This window comes from Cellulosimicrobium sp. G4 BAM 1002 (assembly GCF_057126935.1).
Map to the genome: position 1 here is coordinate 3,578,007 of NZ_CP182109.1, position 23,388 is coordinate 3,601,394.

Consider the following 23,388-nt stretch of genomic DNA (forward strand, 5'->3'; position numbering starts at 1 on the left):
CGACCGTTCACGCCACCACCCCTCTCAGCCGGACACCGAGGCGAGCATATCGACGCGGACGGCGCCGGGGCCGTGACGGCAGGACCGCGGGGCCGCCCGGCCCGGGTGAATTCACCGAGAACCCGCGGCGACGGCCCGTCGCTGACCTAGGGTTTGGCTGTGGAGCCGACGCCTGCGCTGCCCCCGGGGACGCGCGTCCTCGATCTCGGCGCGCGCGACGGCGCCGTCGCCGCCGACCTTCGCGCCGACGGCCTCGACCGCTACCTCGGGCTCGTCGATCCTGGGCACCTGGCGGCGGCCCGCCGTGCGGCCGGCGACCTCGCCGACCGGCTCCACCCCGTGCCGACGCCCGACGTGGCGACGCGCTGCTCGACGGACCTGCTGATCCTCCGCGCCAGTCACGCACGGGTGCTGTGGACGGTGCGCGACCTCGGTCATCTGCGCTATATCGCGGTCGAGCGCGGTGCCGGGGCGCCGGCCCTGGAGGCACGCCTGGCCGTGCTCGTCGGTCGGGCGGGTGGTCGCCTCTCCCCGCTGGGCCGGTTCGTCCGGGGCGGTCGGGCCTTCGACCTGTTCCGCCTGCCGCCGCCGCACGGCCCGGCCCCGCGGACCTACTTCTCCCCCGTGTGGGGCGCCTCCGGCCTTGCGACCCGGCTCAAGGAGGCGGGCCTGCGGTACGCCGTCCTGCGGTGGTTCGAGTCCCTCCCGGTGATCGAGCCCGGGGAGGACCTCGACGTCCTCGTCGCGGACGGCGACGTCGACGCGCTGCGCGGGATCCTGGAGTCGGAGCCGGGGACGATGCCCGTCGACCTCTACAGCGCGTCCGGGCTCACGGCGTCGGACTACCAGGGCGCGGCCTACTACCCGCCGGCCCTCGCCGAGCAGGTCCTCGACCGTGCCGTCGTGCACGAGAGCGGGTTCCTCGTGCCGTCGCCGCAGGACCACCTGCACTCCCTCGCCTACCACGCGGTCTACCACAAGGGCCGCCGCTCGGGCCTGCCCTCGCACGGGCTGGGCCCGGCCGAGCCCGCCCCCGAGCACGACTACCCCGCGGAGCTCCGGCGGCTCGCGCAGGCCCAGGGGGTCGCGCTCGACCCCTGGTACGAGGACGTGGACGAGTACCTCGGTTCCGTCGGGTGGCGGCCTCCGACCGACGCGCTGCGGCGGCTGTCGGCCGGGAACGCGTGGGCACGGGGTCTGCTCGCGTCCGACCACGACGCCAGACTCGGCGGGGCGGAGCTCGCCGTCTTCCTCGTGCGAGCGGCCACTCTCGCCGTGGTCCCGGCAGAGCAGGTCGAGGCGGTGCTCGACCGCTTCGGCTTCGACGTGCTCCTGGCGACGGATCTCGACCCCGCGGCCCGGGAGCGGGCGGCGACCGAGCTGCGCGGCGGGAACTGGGGCCGCGGCCCGTTCCCGCTCAGCGGGGGCGAGCCCGTGCGCGTGGTCGTCGCGCTTCACTACGCCCCGGAGGAGCCCTACGACTGGCTGCGCGAGCGCTACCCGCACCTGACGAACGCCGAGACGTTCGAGGCGAAGTCGGAGGTCCGCCGGCTCGTCGAGCAGCGCGTGCCGGAGCACGAACGGTTCAACCCGCTGCACTCCTCGGACAGCACGGCCGAGGCGTGGGAGTACCTCGACGTCGTCGCTCCCGACGCCGTCGGGGCCGTGCGGGCCGAAGCCGAACGGCGCGCCGCGCAGCACGTCGCACCGCCTGGCACCGTCCGGACGCTCAGTGTGGGCCGGCGCGCGCGCGTGGACGTCGTCGCCGGTGCGGACGGCCTCGTCGTGCGGAAGACGTTCGCCCCTCCGTTCGCCCGGTTCCTCGACCGCGAGCTCACCGCGCTCCGCGAGCTCGCGGGGCGCGTCGCCGCGGTCCCCCCGCTCGTCGCCGCCGGGTCCGACTGGTTCGCGTGCCCCTACTACGAGGACACGCTCCGCGGGGCGACGGCCGGGTCGAGGGAGCGCCTCCTCCCCCTCGCCGTCGTGCGCGAGATGGTCGAGGTCCTGCGCGAGCTCCACGGCCTCGGCTACGACCTCGTGGACGCGAAGCCCGGCAACTTCGTGCTCGACCCTGTGCACGGGCTCAAGGTCGTCGACTTCGAGTTCCTCCACCGGTACGACGACGAGCCGCCCCCCTTCGCGCGCGCCGTGGGGCTCGTCGGCCCCGGCCCCGAGTTCACCGGGGACGTCCCGGTGGGCGACATGGGCTACGACTCGCGGTGGCTCGCCGCGACCGGCCTGCCGCTCGACGTGCTCGTCGACGGACACGTCGCCGCCCAGCACCTGGCCCGGGCGCGGTACCGCCTGCGGCTGCTGACCGTCCTCCCCGGGTCGCCGCCCCGACGAGTCGCACGCCGGGCGCGCGCGACCGCGCAGCACGGCCGGTGGCTCGCCACCTCCCGGTACACCGAGTGGGCCCGACGTCGCGCCGCGTCCGGGCGTGAGACAGGAGCACGATGACCGTCCCCGAACCCGCCGCCCCCTCCGCTGGCCCCCGGCACCCCACCGTGACCGTGGTCGTGCCGGTGTACAACGACGTCGCGCGCCTGCGGACGTGCCTCGCAGCCCTTGCTGCCCAGGACTATCCCGGCGACCGGTTCGACGTCATCGTGGCGGACAACGCGTCGACCGAGGACCTACGTCCCGCGCTCCCCGCCGGGGACGGACGGTTCACCCTCGTCCTCGAGCCGCGGCGCGGGTCGTACGTCGCCCGGAACACGGCCGCCCGACACGCGACGGGCGAGGTGCTCGCGTTCACCGACGGAGACTGCATCCCGCGCCCGGACTGGCTCTCGCGGGCCGTCGCGGCGCTCACGGCCGACGACCCGCCGGACGCTGTCGGCGGTGACATCAACATCCTCTTCCGCAACGGGTCGCGCCCGACGACCGGCCCCGAGCTCTACGAGACGGTCGAGGGCTTCGACCAGGAGCGGTTCGTGACGGTGACACACTTCGCGGCGACCGCGAACCTCGTCGTGCCGCGGACGACGTTCGCGCGCGTCGGCGACTTCAACGCCGCGCTGAAGTCGGGAGGCGACCTCGAGTGGGGCCGCCGGCTGCAGGAGATCGGCGGTCGGCTCGACTTCGCGGCCGACGCGGTCGTCGACCACCCGTCGCGGCCCTCCTGGCGCGACCTCACCCACAAGACGGTCCGGATCACGCACGGCCTCGTCGACCTCACCGAGGCCCCGGAGACCGCCGGCTTCGCGCGCGACAGCTGGCACAACACCAAGCAGACGTTCACGGTGTGGGTCCGCATCTGGCAGGCGCCCTGGCCCGAGGAGCGGGGCGCGAAGCTGCGGTTCGCCGCGGCGCGCAGCTACGCGGGCCTGCTGGAGCTGGGCGTCAGGGCACGACGCCGCCTCACCGACCGGGCGCGGGCCCGGCGTAGCGAGGTGAGCGGGTGACGGACGACGTCGGCGTCGTCCGTCGGGCGGCCGCCGACCGCCCCTGGCACCACGTGCCGGAGCACGTGCGGCGCGCGGTGCGCTCCGCGACGAGCGTCGACCAGGTCGTCGACGCGATGACCGACGCCTCGTCGCCCTGGCCGGTCGACCTCCAGCGCAGGCTCCTCCACCCAGCCTCCGGCGGCCCGGCCGTCCTCGTGCCGCGCGCCGGCGGTCGCGGCCTCGTCCTGGGCGGCGAGCGGCACGCCCTGGCGCCCGCGCTGCGCTCCCTGGGCCTCGACGTCGCACGGGCCGACTGGGTCGGCGACCGGCTGCGCTTCCAGCAGCTCGCGCACCCGGTGACCGGCGCGTCCGCCGTGCACCTGGACCTCCCGGCCCGCCTCCCGTTCCCCGACGCGTCCGTCGACCTCGTCTGGGTCGACGTGGACGAGGTGCTCGCTCTCGTCGGGGTCCGCGGGGCCGTGGGCTTCCTGGGCGAGGTCGAGCGGGTCCTGGCGCCCGGCGGGACGGTCGTCGCCGACGCCCGGCACCGCGGACGGCGCACCGTCGACGCGGTCCGACGGCGCGCGGCCGCGGGCGCGGACGTCGTGCCCGTGCGGTGTCTCCTCGCACGCGCCGGGCTCGTCCCGGTCGGACGGCACGCCCTGCTGCCCCGCCGCGACGACTGGGCCCGCCTCGTCCCGGCTCCGCGGCTGCGCGAGGAGCTCGCCGCCACCGACCTCAGGACGGGGGCACGCCGGGCGGCGGGCCGCGTGCTCCGGGCCCTGGGTGCGTCGGGCGTCCTTGCGCCGGACGCCGTCGTCCTCGCCCTGCGCCGTCGCGACGCCGCACGGGACGTGTCGACGTTGGCCGAACGGGTGGCGGGATCCCGCCGACCGGTCGTCACCGCGCTGTCGGACGCCCGGGTCGCCGTGCGCGGCGAGCGGTTCGTCAAGGTCCCGCTGTCCGCCGACCAGCAGGAGGCCCTCGGCCGGGAGGTCGCGGCGACGCACGAGGCGGCGACGACGGGGTTCGAACCCTCCGTGCTCGACGAGGTCACGACGTCGTCGTACGACGGCGTCCGCGTCGTCGAGGCACCCTTGCTCCGGGCCCGGCCCGTCTCTCTCGACGAGGCCGAGGGCGTCCTGGCAGGGGCGCTGCAGGACGTGGCGGTGCCGGAGGAGCACCGCCCGGTCCGGTCGACGGCGGCCTGGCGGCGTCTCGAGTCCGCTCGGGGCGAGCGGGACTGCGTCGAGATCGGCGCCGCGGGCCTGCGGGACCGCGTCCTGCGGACGTACGGCGCCCTGCTCGTCCCCGTCGGCCCGACCCACGGCGACCTCCACCCGGACAACGTCCTCGTGACCGCCGAGGGCTCCGCACGCCTCGTCGACTGGAACCGCTTCGAGCCCGACAACCCGCTCGTGCTCGACGCGGCGTACGCGACGTGCCAGGTCGACCTGGCACGGACGGGCTCGGGGCTCGCCGAGGCAGTCCGCCGACTCGCGGCCGACGAGCTCGCCGGCCCGCTCGCGACGATCGCGGCCTCCCGGCGCGGCGAGCTCACGCTCGCCCAGGTCGCCACGCTTGTCGTCCTGGACCGGGTCGTCTCCTACAGCCTCCCGCGCCGGCGGTACAAGCCGTGGACGTTGTCCACGATGCGCGCAGCGGTCGTCACGGTCGACGCTCTCGCGGGCTGAGTCCCGGCGGTCTCACGCGCGCGACGTGCGCCGCACCACGTCCCAGGCCCGGCGGACCGGCGCGCCGGGCGCGAACCGGACCGCCCACGCCACCTCGCCGAACGCCGTCGCAGGCTGGTGCTCGCGCAGCGCGTCCCGGGCGGCGCGACCGGCGCTCCACCAGGCGAACCGCTCGTTGGCGGCGAGCCGGTCGTCGTACGCGACGACGAGGTCGCGGCGACCCGCCGCCAGCGCGTCGTCCCGGTGCCGGCGCAGGATCGTGCGCAGGCTCCGCGCGAGGTCCCGGTGGGAGCGCGTCGTGTTCGTCGCGTGGTGGCGGTAGTCCACGAGGACGTCGTCGACGAACGCGAACGGTCCTCGCGCGGCGGCCCGCAGGACGAGGTCCATGTCCTCACCCTGCCGGTACTCCGGGTCGAAGCCGCCGACGGCGTCGAAGACGTCACGGCGGACCACGAGGTTCGGGAGCATGACGCCCGGCCCGCGGATCACGGCGCGCTGGTCGTGCGCGGCACGCTGGTCCGCGGCGACGAGCTCCGCGCCGTCGGCGTCGATCGTGCGCATCCCGCTGTAGCTCACCACGACGTCCGGCCGTGCGGCCATGACCTCGGCGTGGCGCCGCAGCCGGTCCGGGTGCCAGCGGTCGTCGTCGTCGAGGAACGCGACCAGCTCGCCGGACGTCTCCGCGACCCCGGCGTTGCGCGCCGCGGACACGCCCGCGGGTGCTCGCCGCACCACGCGGGGACGAGGGGACGTGACGCCCTGCGCCGCGTCCTCGACGATCCGGAGCACGTCCGCGGGCTCGGAAGAGCCGTCGTCGACGACGACGAGCTCGGCGGCGGGGTACGACTGGGCGAGGACCGAGGCGAGAGCCTCCGCGAGGAAGGGACCGCCGCGGTTCGTCGCGACGACGACGCTCACGCTCGGGAGGACGGTGCCGTCCTCGTCCGTCTGCCGGGCCTCGCCCACGTCGCTCCTCCGTGTCGTCGCCGTGCCCCCGCCGTGACTCCGTCCTGCGCGGCCCCCTCACCCGGCCCGCGGACGGATGGGGTGAAATCGGCGGATTCCCGCGGGATCCGTGGCCTGCTGGGGGACAATCTTCCACATGAGGGTCCTCCGCGTCTCGCACAGCGCCGTGGTCGACGCCTGGCGCGAGCGCGAGCGTGAGCTGCGCGCGCGGGGGGTCGACGTCCGGCTGCTCTCGGCGCGCGCGTGGGACGAGGGCGGCGCGACCGTCCGCCTCGTGCCCCGCCCGGGCGAGCCGGTGCGGGGCGTGCGGACGCTCGGGTCGCACCCGGCGCTCTTCGTCTACGACCCGGTCCTCCTGTGGCGCGCGCTCGGGCAGGAGTGGGACGTGCTGGACGTGCACGAGGAGCCCTTCGCGCTCGCGACGGCGGAGGTCCTCCTGCTGCGCCGGCTGCGCGCGGTCGTGTCGCGTCGGCCCGCCCCGCCGTACCTCCTCTACTCGGCGCAGAACCTCGACAAGCGCTACCCGTGGCCGTTCCGGTGGTTCGAGGCGCGCGCGCTGCGCGGCGCCGCGGCCGTGTCGGTCTGCAACGACGAGGCCGGCAGGATCGTGCGCGCCAAGGGCGCCCGGGGGCGCGTCGAGACGGTCCCGCTGGGCGTCGACCCCGCGGTCTTCGCTCCCGCTCCCGACCCCGCGCCGGACGTCGCACGCCCGGAGCACGGTGCGGCCCGCCTCCGCGTGGGGTACGCGGGGCGGCTGGCGGGCCACAAGGGCGTCGACGTGCTCCTCGCGGCGGTCGCGGGCGACGACCGGCTCGACCTCGTCGTCGCGGGCGACGGCCCGGACCGCGAGGCGCTCGAGGAGGCGGCGCGCCCGCTCGGGGCCCGGGTCCGGTTCGTCGGCGCGCTCGCGGGCGACGACCTCGTCGCGTTCTACCGCTCCCTCGGCGCGCTCGCCGTCCCGTCGCGCGAGACCCCCGGCTGGGTCGAGCAGTTCGGGCGGGTCGCGGTCGAGGCCATGGCGTGCGGCATCCCGGTCGTGGCGAGCCGCACGGGCGCGCTGCCCGACGTCGTCGGCGGCGCGGGCCTGCTCGTGGCCCCCGAGGACCCCGCGGCCCTGCGCGCCGCGCTCGCGCGCGTCCGCGACGAGGACGGCCTGGCAGACCGGCTGCGCGTCGCGAGCACCGAGCGCGCGGCGGCCTGCTCGTGGGCCGAGGTCGCGCGCCGCTACGAGGAGCTCTACCTCACCGCGACCGGCGACGGTCCCGGCCCTGCGCGCGCGCAGGCGACCGACGGGGGCGACCCCTCCGCGGCCGTGCCGCCCGAGGTCGTCGTCGTCGCCTACGGTGCGCCCGCGATGGTGCGCGACGCGCTCGCCCCGCTCGCCGGGAAGCTCCCGATCACGGTCGTCGACAACTCGTCCCTGCCCGAGATCCGGGAGATCACCGAGCTCGCGGGCGGACGCTACCTCGACCCCGGCCGCAACGGCGGGTTCGCGGCGGGGGTCAACCACGCGCTCGCCCACCGTCAGGTGCCTGGCGCCGACGTCCTGCTGCTCAACCCGGACGCCGTCGTGACGCCTGAGGACGTCCAGACCCTCCACCGCGCGCTCCACGCCGCCCCGGGGATCGCGAGCGTGGGGCCGGAGCAGGTCGACGACGACGGCGTCCGGGCACGCGTGGTCTGGCCGTTCCCGTCCCCGGCGGGCACGTGGGTCGAGGCGGTCGGGCTCGCGCGGCTGCGTCGGACCCCGGCGGAGCGCTCGTTCGTCATCGGCTCGGTGCTGCTGCTCAACGCCGCCGCGGTGGACGACGTCGGGGGCTTCGACGAACGCTTCTTCCTCTACGCGGAGGAGACCGACTGGGCGTACCGCGCCGTGCGGTCCGGGTGGCGGCACGCCGTCGTGCCCGAGGCGCTGGCCCTGCACCTCGGCGGCGCGACGAGCAGCGACCCGACCCGTCGGGAGACGCACTTCCACGCGTCGCAGGAGCGATACCAGCGCAAGCACCACGGCCGCGCCGGCTGGGCGCTCGCGCGCGCCGGGGCCGTGGTCGGCGCGGCGGCTCGCGCTCTCGCGCTGCGCGGGGACGGGCGCGAGTCGGCGCGTCGGCGGCTCCGGCTCTACCTCGCAGGGCCCGTGCGCGCGGAGTCGGCGCTGTGACCCAGCGCGCGCCGCTCCTGCGCCGCGGGCCCGTCCTCTACCGCGCGCCGCGTGCCCCCGGCACGATCGTCGCGCGCAGCCGGACCGTCGCCGCCTGGGGCGCGGGCGGCGCCGTCGTCGTCGCGCTCCTCGCCGTGCTCGGGTTCGTCGTGCCCGAGCTCCAGATGGTTGCCGTCGGCGGTGCGCTCGTGGTGCTCGTCGTCGGACTCACGGCGTACGAGCCGGTGGCCCTGCCGATCCTCGCCATGCCCGCGCTCGTGATCGTCCAGCGCGTCGGCGGGGGCGGGGTCGACCTCTCTCTCAGCGACTTCGCGCTGTTCGGCGCGTTCTGGTTCGCGCTCTTCTTCTCGCCGCGGCCGTTCTCGAGGCCCATGCGGGCGATGCTCTGGCTGTCGTTCGTCTACCAGGTCGCGACGCTCTTCACCGTGCTCGTCAACCCCTTCAGCGCGAACGTCGTCGAGTGGTTCCACGCCTGGGTCTCCGTCGCAGGCGCCCTCGTCCTGGGATGGGCCGTCGGCCGCTCAGGTCGCGCCCGGCTCGGCCTGACCCTCTTCCTGCTGCCCTGCCTCGCGATCGCGACGCAGACGTGCCTCGTCGCGCTCCAGCAGCTCGCGGCGGGCAACACGGGGCCGGTGTACATCGACTCCCCGCTCGCGATGCACAAGAACTTCATCGGGTGCGTGCTCGCGTTCGCCGCCCTCACCGCCTACGCGCGGCCCTGGTGGGTCGGCTGGCCGCGCTGGTTCTCGCTCGGAGCGTTCTGGCTGTGCTCGCTCGGCGTGCTCGCCGCCCAGGCGCGCCAGGCCCTCATCGGCCTCGCCCTCGGCATCATGCTCATCACGCTGCGCGGCGACCCGGACCGCAAGCGGTCCAAGCTCATCCTCCTGGCGGCGATCCCCGCGATCTACTTCGTCGTGCTCGCGGTGCAGGAACAGCTCGAGTCGGGGAACGAGTTCAACTCCGCGAACCAGCGGCTCACCTGGTACGCCGACTCGATCGAGGTGTGGCAGCGCAGCCCCTGGGTCGGCATGGGACTGCGGTGGTGGACCGCGGGCGTGACGGAGTTCGTCTTCCAGCCGCCCAACGTCGAGCTCGAGGTGCTCACGTCCGCCGGGATCGTCGGGCTCGTCGGGTTCCTCGTGCTGTTCCTCGGGGGGATGGCCGTGCTCTGGCGGATCAACCCGCGTTTCGGGACCCTCGCGTTCTCGATGCTCATGATGCGCTTCGTCCAGGGCCAGTTCGACCTCTTCTGGGTGTCCGTCCAGGTGACCGTCCCCTTCGTCATCGTCGGCGTGTGCCTGGGCGCCGAGTCCTACGCCGAGTCGCGGCAGCACGCCCGCGACGTGACCGGTCGGGAGCTTCCTCTCGACGAGCTGCGATCCGTGCGGGAGATGGCCGAACGATGACCGACCTGCGGATCCTGCAGATCGCCCCGGAGATCGCCCCGGGCAGCGGCGTGGGCGGCGTCGCGCACCACCTGGAGGAGGCGTTCGGGCGCGCCGGGGTCGCGACCGCACGCTTCACGCTCGCCGACGCGCGGGGAACCTGGCTCCCCGAGCCGGGACCAGGCGTCCGAGGACGGCTCGTGCTCCTCGCTCGGGTCGTGTGGTTCTCCACGGTCGGGAGCGTCCTGGCACGACGCCGGATCGCCCGCGAGCACCGCGCGTTCCGTGCATCAGGGGGTGCCGTGGTCTCGATCTGCCACAACGACGTCCTCGCGGGCGACATGTACGTCAACCACGGCATCCTCCGTGTCGCGATGCGCGCACGCGGCCGCTACGCGTGGCGCATGGTTCGCAACCCGCTCCACCTCTTCACGGCGGCGCGCGACGCGGTCCGGTACCGCGGCGGCACGCACCGCGTGGTCGTCAACCTCACGCGGTCCGAGCGCGACGCGCTGCGCAGCACGTACCCGCGGCTGCGCGCCCGCGCGGTCGTCATCGGCAACGGCGTGGACGTCGCGCGCTTCGCGCCGCCCATGCCCACCGAGCGGGCCGCGGCCCGTGCCACGGCGGACGTGCCCGAGGGCGCCGTCCACGTGGTGTTCGTCGGCCACGAGTTCGACCGCAAGGGCCTCGACCTCGTGCTCACCGCGGCCGCGGACCTGCCCCAGGTCCACGTGAGCGTCGTCGGCGGGACGCCCGACATGCTCGCCGACGTCCGGGCGCGGGTCGCCCGCCTCGGGACGGCCGAACGCGTGCACCTCGCCGGCCGCGTGCCCGACCCGCGGCCCTGGCTCCACGCGGCCGACGCCCTGGCCCTGCCGAGCGCCTACGAGGCGAACGCGCTCGTCGTCCTCGAGGCGCTCGCGTGCGGGGTCCCGGTCGTCGCGACCGCCGTGGGCTACGCGCCTGACGTGGTCGAGGAGGGGGTCACCGGGTGGCTGGTGGAGCGGACGGTCGAGGGGGTCCGTGCTGGGCTCGCGGCCGTCGCCGCCCTGGACGACGACACGCGCCGCGAGGTCTCCGCACGGTCGCGTGCCACCGCCGAGCGGCACGACTGGGACGCCGTCGCACGTCGCTACCTCGACCTCGCGGCAGCGCTCGCCACCGCACGATCGGAGCACCGCCCGTGAGGATCCTCCACGCCGTCCGGTCCGACGGCTTCGCCGGCGTCGAGCGGCATGTGGCGCGGCTCGCGCGGGCGCAGTCGGCGGCGGGTCACGACGTCGCGGTCGTCGGCGGCGCGCCCGAGGGCATGGCCGCGACGGTGGACGACCCGACGGTGCCCCTCCTCCCGGCGGCCTCGACCGGCGACGTCGTGCGGGCGCTGCGCCGGCACGCCGCGGCGGCGGACGTCGTGCACGTGCACATGACGGCGGCCGAGGTCGCCGCCGCCGTGGCGGCCCGCACGACGCGCGGGTTCCCGCCGGTCGTCTCGACGCGCCACTTCGCCCGACGACGCGGCACCGGGCCCCGGGGACGGCTCGTCGCGGTCGTCGCCGCGTCGTCCGTCCGCGCGCAGATCGCCATCAGCCGGTACGTCGCGGAGCACGTGGAGGGCGAGAGCGTGGTCGTCCACCCGGGCGTGGACGACCGCCCGGACGGGCTCTCCGCCGGTGCGCGCGACGAGGTCGTGCTCGTGGTCCAGCGGCTCGAGGCCGAGAAGCGCACCGACCTCGCGCTCGAGGCGTTCGCGGCGTCCGGGCTCGCGCGCCGCGGCTGGCGGCTCGAGGTCGCGGGCGACGGAGCACAGCGGTCGGCGCTCGAGGACCTCGCCCGGTCGCTCGGCATCCACGACGCCACGTCGTTCCTCGGAACGAGAGACGACGTCGACGCCCTCCTGGGTCGCGCCGGCCTGCTCGTCGCTCCGTGCCCCGTGGAAGGGCTCGGACTGAGCGTCCTCGAGGCGATGGCGAGCGGGCTGCCGGTCGTGGCCTCCGCCGCGGGCGGGCACCGCGAGACCCTCGGCGGGATCGACCCGCTCACGCTCTACCCGGCGCCCGACCCGGGCGCCGCCGGCCGGGCCCTGGCCGCCCTCGCGGCCGACCCTGCGCGACGCGACGCGTGCGCCGCCGCCGGCCGCACCGCCCAGCGCGAGCACTTCACGCCTGCGGCACAGGTCGCCGGGACGGACGCCGTCTACCGCACGGTGCTCGCGTGACGGCCGCTGCGGGTGGTGCGAGCACGGGCGACGTCGTCGTCCTGTCGCTCGAGCGCTGGGACGACGTGTGGCGTCGCAACCAGTATCTCGTCGCGGAGCTGTGCCGCGCCGACCCGACAGCCCGGGTGCTGTTCGTCGAGCCGGCGGCCGACCCCCTGCACCGGTTCAGCCGCCGCGGTGTCCCCCGCCCCGGTCGCGGGCTGCGGGCCGCGCCCGACCTGGACGAGATCGCCCCCGGGCGCGTGCTCCTCCACGAGCCGACCAAGTGGCTCCCCCGCAAGGTCGACCCTCACGTGGACACCCGCCTCGCCCGGTCGGTCGAGCGTGCCGTGGCCCGCGCCGGGCTGCGCCGCCCGGTGCTCTGGGTCAACGACCCGTCCGGTGCCGCCGTCGTGCGGCGCACGGGCTGGCCCGCGCTCTACGACATCACCGACGACTGGCTCGCCGCCGACCGCTCCCCCGCCGAGCACACGCGCCTCGTCGACGACGAGGCGACGCTGCTGGACCGGTGCGCCGAGGTCACTGTGTGCTCCTCGGGCCTGGTCGCACGCAAGGGGGCGCTCCGCGACGTGACGCTCCTGACGAACGGCGTCGACCTCGACCGCTACCGCGGCGCCTACGCCCGCCCGACCGACCTTCCGCCGGGCAGGGTCGCGCTCTACGTCGGGACGGTGCACCCCGACCGGTTCGACGTGCCGCTGCTGCTCGCCACGGCCCGCGCGCTGGACGGCCAAGCCCGCGTGGTGCTCGTCGGCCCGGTCGTGGATCTCTCTGCCGCCGAGCACGCGGACCTCGCACGCGCCGGGGTGGTGCTCCTCGGGCCACGTCCCTGGACCGACGTGCCCGCCTATCTGCGCCACGCCGACGTCCTGCTCGTCCCGCACGTCGTCGACGCGTTCACCGACAGCCTGGACCCCATCAAGCTCTACGAGTACCGGGCCGTCGAGCGACCCGTGGTGTCGACGCCCGTGGCTGGATTCCGGGACGAGCCGGGGGTGCGGCTCGCCGCCGGCGAAGAGTTCCCGGCGGCGGTGCTCACCGCGCTCGGCGACGTGTCGGGCCCGAGCACGCTCCCGCTCGGCACCGAGCCTCCCGACGTGCCGACGTGGCGGGGTCAGGCCGCGCTCATGCGCGCGGCGCTCGTGCGGACACGGCGCTCCAGACGTCGGTGAGCACGCGCGCCGTGCGCTCGACGGGGAACCTCCGCAGTGCGGAGGCGCGTGCCCGGGCGGCGCGCTCGCGCGCCGCCCCGGGGTCACCCAGGACGTCGAGCACGGCGACGGCCAGCGCGGCGGAGTCGCCCGGCGGGACGAGCAGGCCGAGCGGCGCGGCCCCGTCCTCCGGGCTCTCGAGGATCTCCTCGACGCCGCCCGCCCGCGTGGCGACGACAGGGACGCCGCGGACCATCGCCTCGACGACGACCTGTCCGAACGGCTCGGGCACGGGCGACGCGTGGACGCACACGGCGGACCGGTCGAGCTCCGCGCGCGGGTCGGGCACGAAACCGACCAGGTCGACGTGGCCGTCGAGTCCCAGCCGCGACACCTCGGCCCGGACCGACGCCGCGTAGTCCTCGGCACCGAACGCCGGCTCACCGACGACGCGCAGTCGCGCCGCCGGGACCGCGTCGACCACGGTGCGGAGGGCGCGCACCGCCTCGAGCTGGCCCTTGGTCGGGCTGATCCGACCGACCATGACGACCACGGGGTCCGGCACCTCGGCCCTGGCCGCGAGCGCATCCTCCGCTCCCGATTCCTGCTCCGGGGAGAAACCGGGGTACGCGACCGCAGTGGTGACCGGGAGAGTGGCGGCCGTGGCGCGGGAGTTCGCGACCACCGCAGCCGGTGCACGGTGTGCGAGTCCTCGGACGAGGCGGACGAGCGGTCGGGGCAGGTAGTCAGGCGCGATCCGGTCGTGGACGTGCCACACGAGGGGCCGCCGCGCGAGAGCCACGGGCACGATCCCCAGCAGGTCGGCCTTGAGGGACGTCGTGTGCACGACGTCGGGCCGCAGCTGCCGGACGCGCCGCGCGAGGCGCCACAGGAACGGGACCGTGCGCAGCGCCGCCACGAGAGCGGAGACCGAGAGGCGTCCCGAGCGCTCTCGGTCGGCGGTCGCGACGGACGGCGCGAGCGGGACGACGTCGACCCGCACGGCGAGCGCCTCGAGGCGTGCACGCAGCGGCCCGTCGGCGAAGAGCAGGACCCGGACGTCGATCTCCGGCCCGAGCGCAGCGCACGTGCGCACGAGCGCGAGCTCGGCGCCGCCGAGCTCGCCCGTGTGGTCGAGGACGAGGACGCGGAGCCGCGTTCCTCCCGTCACCAGTGGAAGGGGCGCTTGCGCGCGTCGGCCGCGGGTCCGTCCTCCGCCTCGTCCGGCACGGCCGGCTCGACCTTGCTCCACGTCGGCGCGAGGACGGCGTTGCGTCTGCCGGCCGCCTGCGCGGTGCCGCCCGAGCCGTGCGACGGAGCCGACGGGGCGCCGCTTGCACCCGGGCCGGTGCCGTCACCCGGCTCGACGGACGACTCGGCGTGTGCCGACGAGTCCTCGACCGCCACCGCCGCCGCTGCGACGGACGCGCGGCGGGTGCCGACCGCTTGCTCGCCACCCGGCTCGGAGACCTCCGCGCCCTCGGCCCGGCCGTCTCGCGCGGTGTCGAGGGGCTCGGCGGCACCGGACGTGGGAGCGGTGGCGCCGGCCGGCGCCTGCCCCGACCCAGCACCCGGGTCGGCGGACGCCGATCCTGCTCCCTCGTCGTCGCCGTACGTCGAGGCGTAGAGCATGCGCCGGTCGCCCGTGACGCCGGTCAGGGCGATGCCGAGGAGCGGGACGTTGCTCACGCGGAGCCGTTCCACGGCTTCGGCGAGCACCGCGCGGTCGGTGCGACCTGCCGACGCGATGAGCACGACGCCGTTGGCGTAGCCACCGAGGATCGTCGCGTCGGCGGCGGCCAGGACGGGGGGCGCATCCACCACGACGACCTCGGCGTGGTCCCGCAGGCTCTGCACGAGCCCTCGGGCCCGCGCGGTCGCGAGGAAGTCGGCCGGGTCCATCTCCTCCTCGGGCACCGGCATGACCCGCAGGTTGGGCACCGACGTCGGCCGCAGCTCCTGCTCCTGCCCCTGCCAGCCTTCCGGCGGCGGCAGCATGCGGTCGAGCTGCGGGCGGCGGAGGTCGCCGGACAGCGCCACCGTGCGGCGGCCGCTCAGGGCGAACGACGCCGCGAGGTTGGCGGTGATGAACGACCGGGGCGCCGACGGGTCGGCCGCCGTGACGACGACGACCGCGTGCTTCATGCCTGCCGTGGAGACCTGGACGGCAGTGCGCAGCTCGCGGATCGACTCCGTGAACGGAGTCGCCACCTTGCTCGCGACGGGCAGCGCGTACGTGTGCGCGAACTCCTTCTCCGCCGGGCGCGTGCCGTAGAGCTCGGCGAGGACCGGCGTCTCGGTGATCCGCGTGGACTCGGCGGCGCTGCGCACGCGAACGTCGAGCCCGCGACGCGCGAACGCGAGCCCGATCCCGGCGACGAGGCCCACGAGGAGGGCCAGCGCCAGCACTGTCAGCCGCGAGAGCCCGAGAGGCTCGGCCCCGGTCGCCGGCGCGACGACCTCGCCAGGCACGGCGATGCCCCGCAGCGAGTTGATCTGCACCGTGAGCGCGGAGTAGTCGCCGACGATGATGTCCTGCTCGGCGAGCGCCAAGGGGTCCTCCGGGTCGGCCCCCAGCCGTTGGCGCACGCCTGCGAGCTGGTCAGCGAGCGCCTGACGGCGGCTCTCGAGCTCGGCGACCTGGTCGGCCTGGATGATGAGGAGCTGGGCTGCGTAGGCGTCGGCGAACGCGTTCGCCACCTCGACCGACAGTGCCTCGTCGGAGGTCGTGGCCTCGACCGCCACCGTCTTGCTCTCTCCGTCGACGTCGCCGGAGACCAGGGCGGCGAGCTCGTCCGCCGACTCCGGCTCGCCGAGCTCGGCGGCCGCGGCGTCCGCGACCTCGGGCGAGGTGACGTCGTCGTCGTCGGTCGAGACCGTCACCTCGACGAGCGACTCTCCGCCCTGCGCGCTCTGCACGCCGTAGAGCTGGACCGTCGCGGTCGCGCGGTACATCGTCTCCTGACGGTCGACGTAGTAGAGCGCACCGGCGACGACGAGGAGGACCGCGGCGAGCACGTAGTACTTGCCCGCCCAGATCGTGCGGAGGAACTCCCTGACGGTCATCGCTGCGCTCTCCCCCCACCGGGTCGTACCACGCTCGGCGTGCGGTCCTGGTGCTGCTCGGCGACGACGCCGTGGAGCCGCGCGACGAACCGGTCCCGACCGAACGTCGCGACGTGCGCCGTGACGGCGCCATCATCCCACGCGCGCCCGGCGGCGACTTCGATCGCCTCCGCGACGCGATCGGGGTGCGGGGCGTCGAAGAACACGCCGTTGACGCCGTCCACCACGGTGTCGAGGTAGCCGCCGTCACGCAGGACCACGCTCGGACGCCCGAACGCGCCCGCCTCCAGCGGCGACAGACCGTAGTCCTCGTACGACGCGGCGACGAGCGCCCATGCGTTGCGGTAGACCCAGCGCAGCGTCGCGTCGTCGACGCGGCCGAGCAGGTGCACACGCCCGCCGCCACGGGCGGCCTGCGCCTCCAACCGGGCACGGTCCGGCCCGTCCCCGACGACGACGAGCTCGCGCCCTGTCGTCTGCGCCGCGGCGACCACGACGTCCACGTTCTTGTACGGCAGCAGTCGCGCCACACACAGGAGAAAGCCCGGCTCGACGCCGGGGACCGCGCGCTCCTCGCCGTCCGGCAGCATCGCGGGAGGGGGCGGGAGCACCTCCGCGTCGATGCCATACGCGTCCCGGATCGCGCGCTGCGTGACCGTCGAGTTCGCGAGGTACACGTCCGCGCGCCCGGCGGCGGCGGCGTCCCACCGGCGCAGGCCCGGGGAGAGGAGGCTGAGCGCCGTGGCCGCCGCCCGGCGTCGGGCCCGGTACGCCGCCGAACCCTCGGCGGGCCCGAGGTAGCGGTCGCGCTGGTAGAGCCAGCGCGCCGGGGCGTGACAGTAGACGACCGTGCGCCGCGCGCCGCGGTACCCGTGGGCCCAGCCGGTCGAGGACGCGACGAGCACGTCGGCGTCCACGCGCTGGCGGTCCACCGCCGGGGCGAGGAGCGGGAGCGCCACGCGGTGGTGGCGCCGCAGGACGCCCGCCCGGTCGAGCGCGGACGTGCGCAGGTCGAGCCCCTCGAACTCCGGGAAGGTCCCCGCGGGGTCGTACAGGCTCGTGTACATCGGCGAGCCGGGGAACGCGTCTGCCAGCAGCAGCGCTACCCGCTCGGCACCACCTCGCTGGGTCGCGTAGTCGTGCGCGAGCGCGACACCGTGGGTCATCGGTCCTCCTCGCGAGCGCAGACGTCCAGCGTAGGTGTGCCGGAGCGCGTGGGGAGGGGGACGAAGCGACGTCACCCGGGTGAAAACGGGCGTCGGAGCGTCGGAGCGTCGGTCAGGCCTTGGTGTGGAACCTTCCCTGGGCCGCGAGGAGCCCCTCGGTGAGCAGCATCTCGACGGCGTCGGCGGCGTCGTCGAGCAGGAACGGCAGCTCCTTCGCCTCCGCGCCCTTGAAGTCCTTGAGCACGTGGTCCGCCGTGTCCATGCGGCCCGGCGGGCGGCCGACACCGGCGCGCACGCGCACGTAGTCCTTGGTGCCGAGGGCCTTGGTGATGTCGCGCAGGCCGTTGTGGCCGCCGTCGCCGCCGCCGATCTTGAGCTTGACGGTGCCGTACGGGATGTCGACCTCGTCGTGGACCACGACGACGTGGTCGGGATCGATCCCGTAGTACTTCGCGAGCCCGGAGACCGGGCCGCCGGAGACGTTCATGTACGTCGTGGGCTTCGCGAGGACGACGCGCGGCCCCGGCCGCCCGCCCGGGAGCATGCCGAGACGCGCCTCGGCGACGGCCGCCTGCGCCCGCGCGTGCCGCGTGAACCGTGCGGCAGCTCGACCGGCGAGGACGTCGAGGACCATGTGGCCCACGTTGTGGCGGTTCCCCGCGTACGTCGGCCCGGGGTTGCCGAGCCCGACGACGAGCCACGGCTGGTCGGTCATGTCGCCTCGTCCTTCGTCCAGTCAGTCTCGACCGGGCCTCGACCGGGTCTCGAGCGGGTGCCCGCGCGGGGCGCTGCGGGCGCGCGGACGCCCGGCACCGTCACGGTACCGGGCGTCCGACGCAAGGTTCGTCGCGGCGTCAGCCGCCGACGGGGAGGGTCACTCGGCGGCGGCCTCGGCGGGGGCCTCCGTGGCGGCCTCCGCGGCCTCGGCCGCGGAGGGCTCCTCGGCCTGCGGCTCCGTCACGGAGACGACGAGGAGCTCGGCGTCGGCGGTGAGCGTCGTGCCCTGCGGCAGCGTCACGTCGCCGGCGAGGATCTGCGCACCGGACTCGAGGCCCTCGATGGACACCTCGATCGACTCGGGCAGGTGCGTCGCCTCAGCCTCGACCGCGAGGGTCTGCAGGTCGACGAGGTGGATCGTGCCGGGGGCGGACTCGCCGGTCACGACGACGGGGATGTCGACGGCGACCTTCTCGCCCTTCTTCACGATGAGGAGATCGACGTGCTCGATGACGTTGCGGACCGGGTCGCGCTGGACGTCCTTCGTGATGGCGAGCTGCGCCTTGCCCTCGAGCTCGATGGAGAAGAGCGCGTTCGAGTGCTTGAGCGCCATCATCGTGTCGTGACCCGGGAGGGTGACGTGCAGCGGGTCGGTGCCGTGCCCGTAGAGGACGGCGGGGATCTTGTCGGCGCGACGGATGCGGCGGGCGGCACCCTTGCCGAACTCGGTGCGGGCCTCGGCGACGAGCTTGATCTCGGACACGTGGATCACTCCTGGAAGAACGTTGCGGGCCGGCCACCAGTGGGGAGCGGTCGGCTGTCCGGACGGTGAGAAGCCACCCGGACGGGCGGCTGCGTCGGCGCGGGACGTGTGACGGGCGCGCAGGAGGACGACCGCCCAGTCGATAACGGAGATCCAACAGGTCTGGCTGACACTCGCGGTCCCGCGCCGCCGGTGTGCTCCACCGGTCCAGCGCTGCCGGCCGTCAGACGTCCCTCGCCGAGGCAACCTGACTACTGTACCCGGCCGCGGCATCCCCGCGAAACCGCGAGGCTGCCGCGCCCTACTGTCCCGGCGCCGTGAACAGCTGCGCGATCTCGGCCGGGCTCAGGGCCCGGTCGTACAGCCGCACCCCGTCGACGCGACCCTTTATCGGTCGCGTCCCGTCGGACTCCGCGCCGATCCCGAGGCGCAGCGAGTTCGTGCCGATGCTCGCCGGCCCGGCCTTCGACGCCTGCTCGACCCCGTCGACGTAGATCCGCATCCGCGACCCGTCGTACGTCCCCACGAGGTGCACCCAGGTCCCGTTCGTCGGGTAGACGCTCGTCGTGTCCACGCGGTACGTGTCGCCCGACGACGCGTGGTTGAGGCGGAGGAACGCGGTCCCGCCGTTCGCGAGCCCGAGCTCGTACCCGTCGGTGGCGCCCTGAGCCGCCTTCTTCAGCACGTACTGCGTGGCCTTCTGCTCCGGGCGCACCCACGCGGAGACGGTCATCGCCCCCGACAGGTCCAGCGAGGCCCTGTCATCGACCCGCGCGTGGTCGTCCGCACCGTCCAGCGCCAGCGAGCTACCGCTCACGCCGGCGGCCCACGCGGCACCCGAGAGCAGGGAGGCGGTCCCGCCGTTCGGCGAGCCGTCGGCCGCCGTGGTCCCCTGCCCCTCGTCGAACGTCCACACCCCGACAGCACCCGACGGCAGCGCGGGCGTCGGGTCCGGCGTCGGCTCCGGCGTCGGGTCCGGCGCGGGGTCGGGCGTCGGGTCCGGCGTCGGGTCCGGCGTCGGGTCCGGCGTCGGGTCCGGAGCCGGGTCCGGCGTCGGGTCCGGAGCCGGGTCCGGCGTCGGGTCCGGCGTCGGGTCCGGAGCCGGGTCCGGAGCCGGCGAGGACTGGCCCGCTCCGGCGAAGAGAGCCGCGACGTCCGCAGCGGAGAGGGCACGGTCGTACAGCCGGACGCCGTCGACCGCGCCCTTGGTCGCACGGGTCCCGTTGGACTCCGCACCGATGCCCAGCGGGAGCGAGTTGGTGCCGATGCTCGCGGGCCCTGCCTTGGAACCCCGCTCGACCCCGTTCACGTAGATGCGCATGCGCGTGCCGTCGTAGGTGCCGACGAGGTGCACCCAGGTCCCGTCCGTCGGGTACGACGCCGCCCCGTCCACCCGGTAGGTGTCGCCGGACGACGCGTGGTTCAGCCGCAGGAACGGCGTGCTGCCGCTCGCGAGACCGAGCTCGTAACCGTCCGTCGTCCCCTGCGCGGCCTTCTTGACGACGTACTGCGTCGCGAGCTGCTCCGGCCGGACCCAGGCGGCGACCGACATCCGCGTCGTGACGTCGAGCGGCGTGGCGTCAGGGATGCGGACGTGTCCCGTGGACCCGTCCGACCGGACGGCAGTCCCGTCGACGCCGGGGACCCAGGTGGCGGCGCCGACGAGCGAACCGTGGTGAGCCCAGCCGGACGAGTCGACGGTCGTGGTCCCCTGGCCCTCGTCGAGGTCCCACGCGCCGACGAGCCCGTCGGGCGAGGCGACCGAGACGCGGACGGTGGCCGCCGTCGACCACTGCCCGCCGGCGCGCACGCGGAAGGTGAACGAGTCGGCCCCCGCCGTGGTGCCGGGCGTGTAGACGAAGGCCCCGGTGGTCGAGTTCGTCAGCGCGGCGCTCCCCCGCGTGGGCTGCGACACGATCTCGAACTGCGGCGTCGCACCCTGCGGGACGCTCGCCGTGAGCGTCCCGGAGACCGGCTGGCCGAGGTCCGTCGTGACGGCGACGTCCTGCGCGACGGGGCTGGGCGCGGGCTGCGTCGTCCCGCCCTGGAACAGTGTCGTCACCTCGCTCGTCGAGAGCGCTCGGTCGTAGAGCCGGACCCCGTCGACCGCGCCCTTGACGGGCCGGTAGCCGTTGCCCTCCGCACCGATGCCCAGCGGGGACGCGTTCGTCCCGATGCTCGCCGGACCTGCCTTCGACGCCTGCTCCACACCGTTCACGAAGATCCTCATGCGCGTCCCGTCGTACGTCCCGACGAGGTGCACCCACGTCCCGTTCGTGGGGTACGAGGACGTCGCGTTGACCCGGTACGTGTCGCCCGAGCTGTCCTCGTTGAGACGCAGGAAGGCCTTGCCGTTGCTCGCGAGGGCCAGCTCGAACCCGTCGGCGGCGTCGTTCGTCGCCTTCTTCACGACGTACTGGGTCGCGGCCTGCTCGGGACGCACCCACGCGGCGACCGTGAGACCGGTGCTGACGTCAAGCGCGCCGGAGTCCGGGACCCTCACGAGGCCGGTCATGCCGTCCGAGCGCACGGCGGAGCCTGCGACGCCCGGCACCCACGACGACCCGCCGACCAGGGTCCCGCCGTTGCCCCACCCGGAGGAGTCGGCGGTCAGGAGCCCCTGCCCCTCGTCCATGTTCCACGCGCCGACCAGCCCGTCCGCGGAGGACACGCGCACGCCGACGGTCGCGGGGGCCGACCACAGTCCGCCGCTACCGACACGGAACGTGAACGAGTCGAGCCCGCTCGTGCCCCCTGCACGATAGGTGAACGCACCCGTGGCGGGGTTCAGCGCCGTCACCGTGCCCGTGGTCGGCGGTGTGACGATCTGGAACGTGAGCGGCTCGTCGGTCGTCGCTTGCGCGCCGAGCTTCCCGGTGACCGATCCGCCCGCGGTCGTCGCGACGGTCGTGTCCTGAGCAGTCGGAGCCCCCGCGGGTGTCCAGGCGAGGCGCGCCGCGCGCGCCGTCGTGGCCGAGGCCGCCATCACGAGCACCTCGCCGGGGACGTTCGACTTCGTCGCGGTGGCGTTGTTCCACGAGCCGTCCAGCACCGTCTCGGCCGCACCGGAGAAGCTGGGCGCGAGCCGGGACGTCTCCTTCACGAGGATGTCGTCGAGGTTGGTGCTGCGCGTGTACACGACGCGGAGCCGGTCCGTGACGTCGTCGACGACGACGACGCCGCGCGTACCGACACGGTCCACCTCGCGCAGCGGGTCCCAGGTGCCGTTCGGGCGCCGAACCAGGAGCCCGATGACGGTGCGGTCCGCCGTGTTGTAGGAGGTCTTGACGGCCGCGTAGAAGGTGCCGTCGTCGGAGACGGCGACGTTCAGGTGGTCGTCGGCCATACCACCACCGACCGGGAGCGCGGACCCTGCTGCGGGGACCTCGTCGGCCGTCCACGTCGAGGGCGACGCGCCGTCGGCGTGCGTCCGGAAGCCGAACCGCTGCGTGTTCTGGTTGGACCACAGCAGGCCGACCTTCTTGCCCGGCATCGCGGTGACGACGGCGATGTCGTCCTCCGTGATCCCCGACGCGACGGTGACGGGTGACGAGAAGGACGTGTACGGGGCGTCGCTCCAGCGCACCTGCACCTGGCTCGAGGTGTCCCACGCGACCCACATGCGGCCGGTCGAGTCGACGTCGATCGTCGCGGTCTCGCTGCCTGGGAGCGAGACCGCCGTCGCACCGGTGCGCGAGACCCACGGGACGTACGTGTTCGACTGCGCGTCACGCTGGATCGAGACGAGCGTCGTCGTCGGGCCGTGGAGCAGGACGTGGGCGACGTCGCCCACGGCCTTGACGTCGGCGCGCACGTCGGTGCGCTCGGAGATCCGGGTGACGTTCGTCCAGGTCTTGGCCACGTTGTCGTAGCGCCACACCCACGTCCCCGCGGGGGACGCGCTCGCCGATGCGAGGACGGACCACCACGTCCCACCTGCGAACCAGAGCTTGGACTGCGGCTTCTCACCGGTGTTGCCGGTGAGCGGGATCCCCGTCGAGGTGATCGCGGCCGTGGCCGGGGCCTGCGGCTCGGCGGCCGCAGCAGGGGCCGGCGGCTGCCACGCGAGCGTGAGCAGGCCAGGGTCGGAGGACTTCGAACCGACCTCGACGAGGTACTCGTCGCCCTCGACCGCGTCGAACGTGACCGACGACGTCCGCACGTCGCCCTCGTCGTCGTTGGTCGCGACGGGAGCGTTCTCGGCGGAACCGGGGTAGACGGTGAGGACGGTGTCGATCTCGCTGCCGTGCGTCGAGAAGGTGATCGGTCCGCTCTCGGGCGCCGTCCAGCGCCACCACATCGACGACGCGGTCGCGTCGGGGCCCTCGGGTCCGGACTGCCCGGGGTCGAAGTTCGCGGCGACCTCCTGGCCGACCGGGCCACCGATCGCGCGGCTCTCGGCCTCGGCGTCACCGACGACGTCGGTGAGCTGCGACGTCGTCGCCCCGCCCGGGATCCCGGGGAGGGCGGAACCGATGCCGACCAGCGCGACGGCTCCAACGAGCGCACCCGCGGTCGCGACGAACCACCGACGGCGGGCGAACCGGTCGGTCGGGGTTCCCTGGGTGTGCGACATCGTCCTGCGCCCTGCTTCCACCTACGCGTTCGAAGCCGCGGCGCCACCTCGTGGCACTCCACCCCCCGCATGCTGCCTCACCGCGAATCGAACCACCCTGTGCACCGCCAGGGCGAGCGCGTGGCACGAAGTTCACCCG

Annotated in this window: 15 protein-coding genes; 8 read left to right on the forward strand and 7 right to left on the reverse strand. The window is 75.0% G+C overall.

Features of this window, described 5'->3' with window-relative positions; genetic code table 11:
• Positions 1 to 159 precede the first annotated feature (159 nt).
• The 3 genes from ACMXGY_RS16015 to ACMXGY_RS16025 are packed head-to-tail and all read left to right on the forward strand — an operon-like array spanning position 160 to position 5,083.
• Positions 160 to 2,460 carry a BUD32 family EKC/KEOPS complex subunit gene (locus ACMXGY_RS16015; protein ID WP_483773974.1) on the forward strand — a complete coding sequence of 767 codons (2,301 nt, stop codon included), beginning with the start codon at positions 160 to 162 and terminating at the stop codon, positions 2,458 to 2,460.
• Positions 2,457 to 3,407, forward strand: a complete 951-nt coding sequence (locus ACMXGY_RS16020) for a glycosyltransferase family 2 protein (RefSeq protein ID WP_483773975.1) — start codon at positions 2,457 to 2,459, stop codon at positions 3,405 to 3,407. Before ACMXGY_RS16015 ends, ACMXGY_RS16020 begins: the two co-directional genes overlap by 4 nt.
• Positions 3,404 to 5,083: a methyltransferase domain-containing protein gene (locus tag ACMXGY_RS16025; RefSeq protein ID WP_483773976.1), complete on the forward strand. Its 1,680-nt coding sequence runs from the start codon at positions 3,404 to 3,406 to the stop codon at positions 5,081 to 5,083. The genes ACMXGY_RS16020 and ACMXGY_RS16025 overlap by 4 nt, the downstream gene beginning before the upstream one ends.
• 12 nt (positions 5,084 to 5,095) lie before the next feature.
• Here the strand turns inward: ACMXGY_RS16025 and ACMXGY_RS16030 are convergent, their stop codons facing one another.
• The gene (locus ACMXGY_RS16030) at positions 5,096 to 6,049 is read right to left on the reverse strand and encodes a glycosyltransferase family 2 protein (RefSeq protein WP_483773977.1); all 954 of its coding nucleotides are present in this window, start codon (positions 6,047 to 6,049) and stop codon (positions 5,096 to 5,098) included.
• Positions 6,050 to 6,185: 136 nt separating this feature from the next.
• Between ACMXGY_RS16030 and ACMXGY_RS16035 the strand changes: the two genes are divergently transcribed.
• From ACMXGY_RS16035 to ACMXGY_RS16055, 5 genes are read left to right on the forward strand one after another with little or no spacing between them, the layout of a single operon-like run.
• Positions 6,186 to 8,207: a glycosyltransferase gene (locus tag ACMXGY_RS16035; protein ID WP_483773978.1), complete on the forward strand. Its 2,022-nt coding sequence runs from the start codon at positions 6,186 to 6,188 to the stop codon at positions 8,205 to 8,207.
• Positions 8,204 to 9,613, forward strand: a complete 1,410-nt coding sequence (locus tag ACMXGY_RS16040; protein WP_483773979.1) for an O-antigen ligase family protein — start codon at positions 8,204 to 8,206, stop codon at positions 9,611 to 9,613. The genes ACMXGY_RS16035 and ACMXGY_RS16040 overlap by 4 nt, the downstream gene beginning before the upstream one ends.
• Complete coding sequence (locus ACMXGY_RS16045) at positions 9,610 to 10,782, forward strand: glycosyltransferase family 4 protein (RefSeq protein WP_483773980.1); 1,173 nt, start codon at positions 9,610 to 9,612, stop codon at positions 10,780 to 10,782. The genes ACMXGY_RS16040 and ACMXGY_RS16045 overlap by 4 nt, the downstream gene beginning before the upstream one ends.
• Complete coding sequence (locus ACMXGY_RS16050; RefSeq protein WP_483773981.1) at positions 10,779 to 11,810, forward strand: glycosyltransferase family 4 protein; 1,032 nt, start codon at positions 10,779 to 10,781, stop codon at positions 11,808 to 11,810. Before ACMXGY_RS16045 ends, ACMXGY_RS16050 begins: the two co-directional genes overlap by 4 nt.
• On the forward strand, positions 11,807 to 12,982 hold the full coding sequence (locus tag ACMXGY_RS16055; protein WP_483773982.1) for a glycosyltransferase: 1,176 nt from the start codon (positions 11,807 to 11,809) through the stop codon (positions 12,980 to 12,982). Before ACMXGY_RS16050 ends, ACMXGY_RS16055 begins: the two co-directional genes overlap by 4 nt.
• Here ACMXGY_RS16055 and ACMXGY_RS16060 read toward each other — a convergent pair.
• The 6 genes from ACMXGY_RS16060 to ACMXGY_RS16085 all read right to left on the reverse strand — a co-directional run bounded on the left by ACMXGY_RS16060 (position 12,936) and on the right by ACMXGY_RS16085 (position 23,249).
• Positions 12,936 to 14,132 (reverse strand): glycosyltransferase, encoded by a 1,197-nt coding sequence (locus ACMXGY_RS16060; RefSeq protein WP_483773983.1) that lies wholly within the window; start codon positions 14,130 to 14,132, stop codon positions 12,936 to 12,938. The two genes, ACMXGY_RS16055 and ACMXGY_RS16060, sit on opposite strands and share 47 nt — an antisense overlap.
• Positions 14,129 to 16,027 (reverse strand): polysaccharide biosynthesis tyrosine autokinase, encoded by a 1,899-nt coding sequence (locus ACMXGY_RS16065; RefSeq protein WP_483773984.1) that lies wholly within the window; start codon positions 16,025 to 16,027, stop codon positions 14,129 to 14,131. The genes ACMXGY_RS16060 and ACMXGY_RS16065 overlap by 4 nt, the downstream gene beginning before the upstream one ends.
• Positions 16,024 to 17,193 (reverse strand): glycosyltransferase, encoded by a 1,170-nt coding sequence (locus ACMXGY_RS16070; RefSeq protein WP_483773985.1) that lies wholly within the window; start codon positions 17,191 to 17,193, stop codon positions 16,024 to 16,026. Before ACMXGY_RS16070 ends, ACMXGY_RS16065 begins: the two co-directional genes overlap by 4 nt.
• A gap of 112 nt (positions 17,194 to 17,305) precedes the next feature.
• A complete protein-coding gene (gene pth / locus ACMXGY_RS16075; RefSeq protein ID WP_483773986.1) occupies positions 17,306 to 17,908 on the reverse strand; it encodes an aminoacyl-tRNA hydrolase in 603 nt (200 codons plus the stop codon).
• Between the two features lie 159 nt (positions 17,909 to 18,067).
• On the reverse strand, positions 18,068 to 18,673 hold the full coding sequence (locus ACMXGY_RS16080; RefSeq protein ID WP_483773987.1) for a 50S ribosomal protein L25/general stress protein Ctc: 606 nt from the start codon (positions 18,671 to 18,673) through the stop codon (positions 18,068 to 18,070).
• A gap of 301 nt (positions 18,674 to 18,974) precedes the next feature.
• Entirely contained in the window at positions 18,975 to 23,249 is a 4,275-nt protein-coding gene (locus ACMXGY_RS16085) for a LamG-like jellyroll fold domain-containing protein (RefSeq protein ID WP_483773988.1), read from the reverse strand.
• Positions 23,250 to 23,388 lie beyond the last annotated feature (139 nt).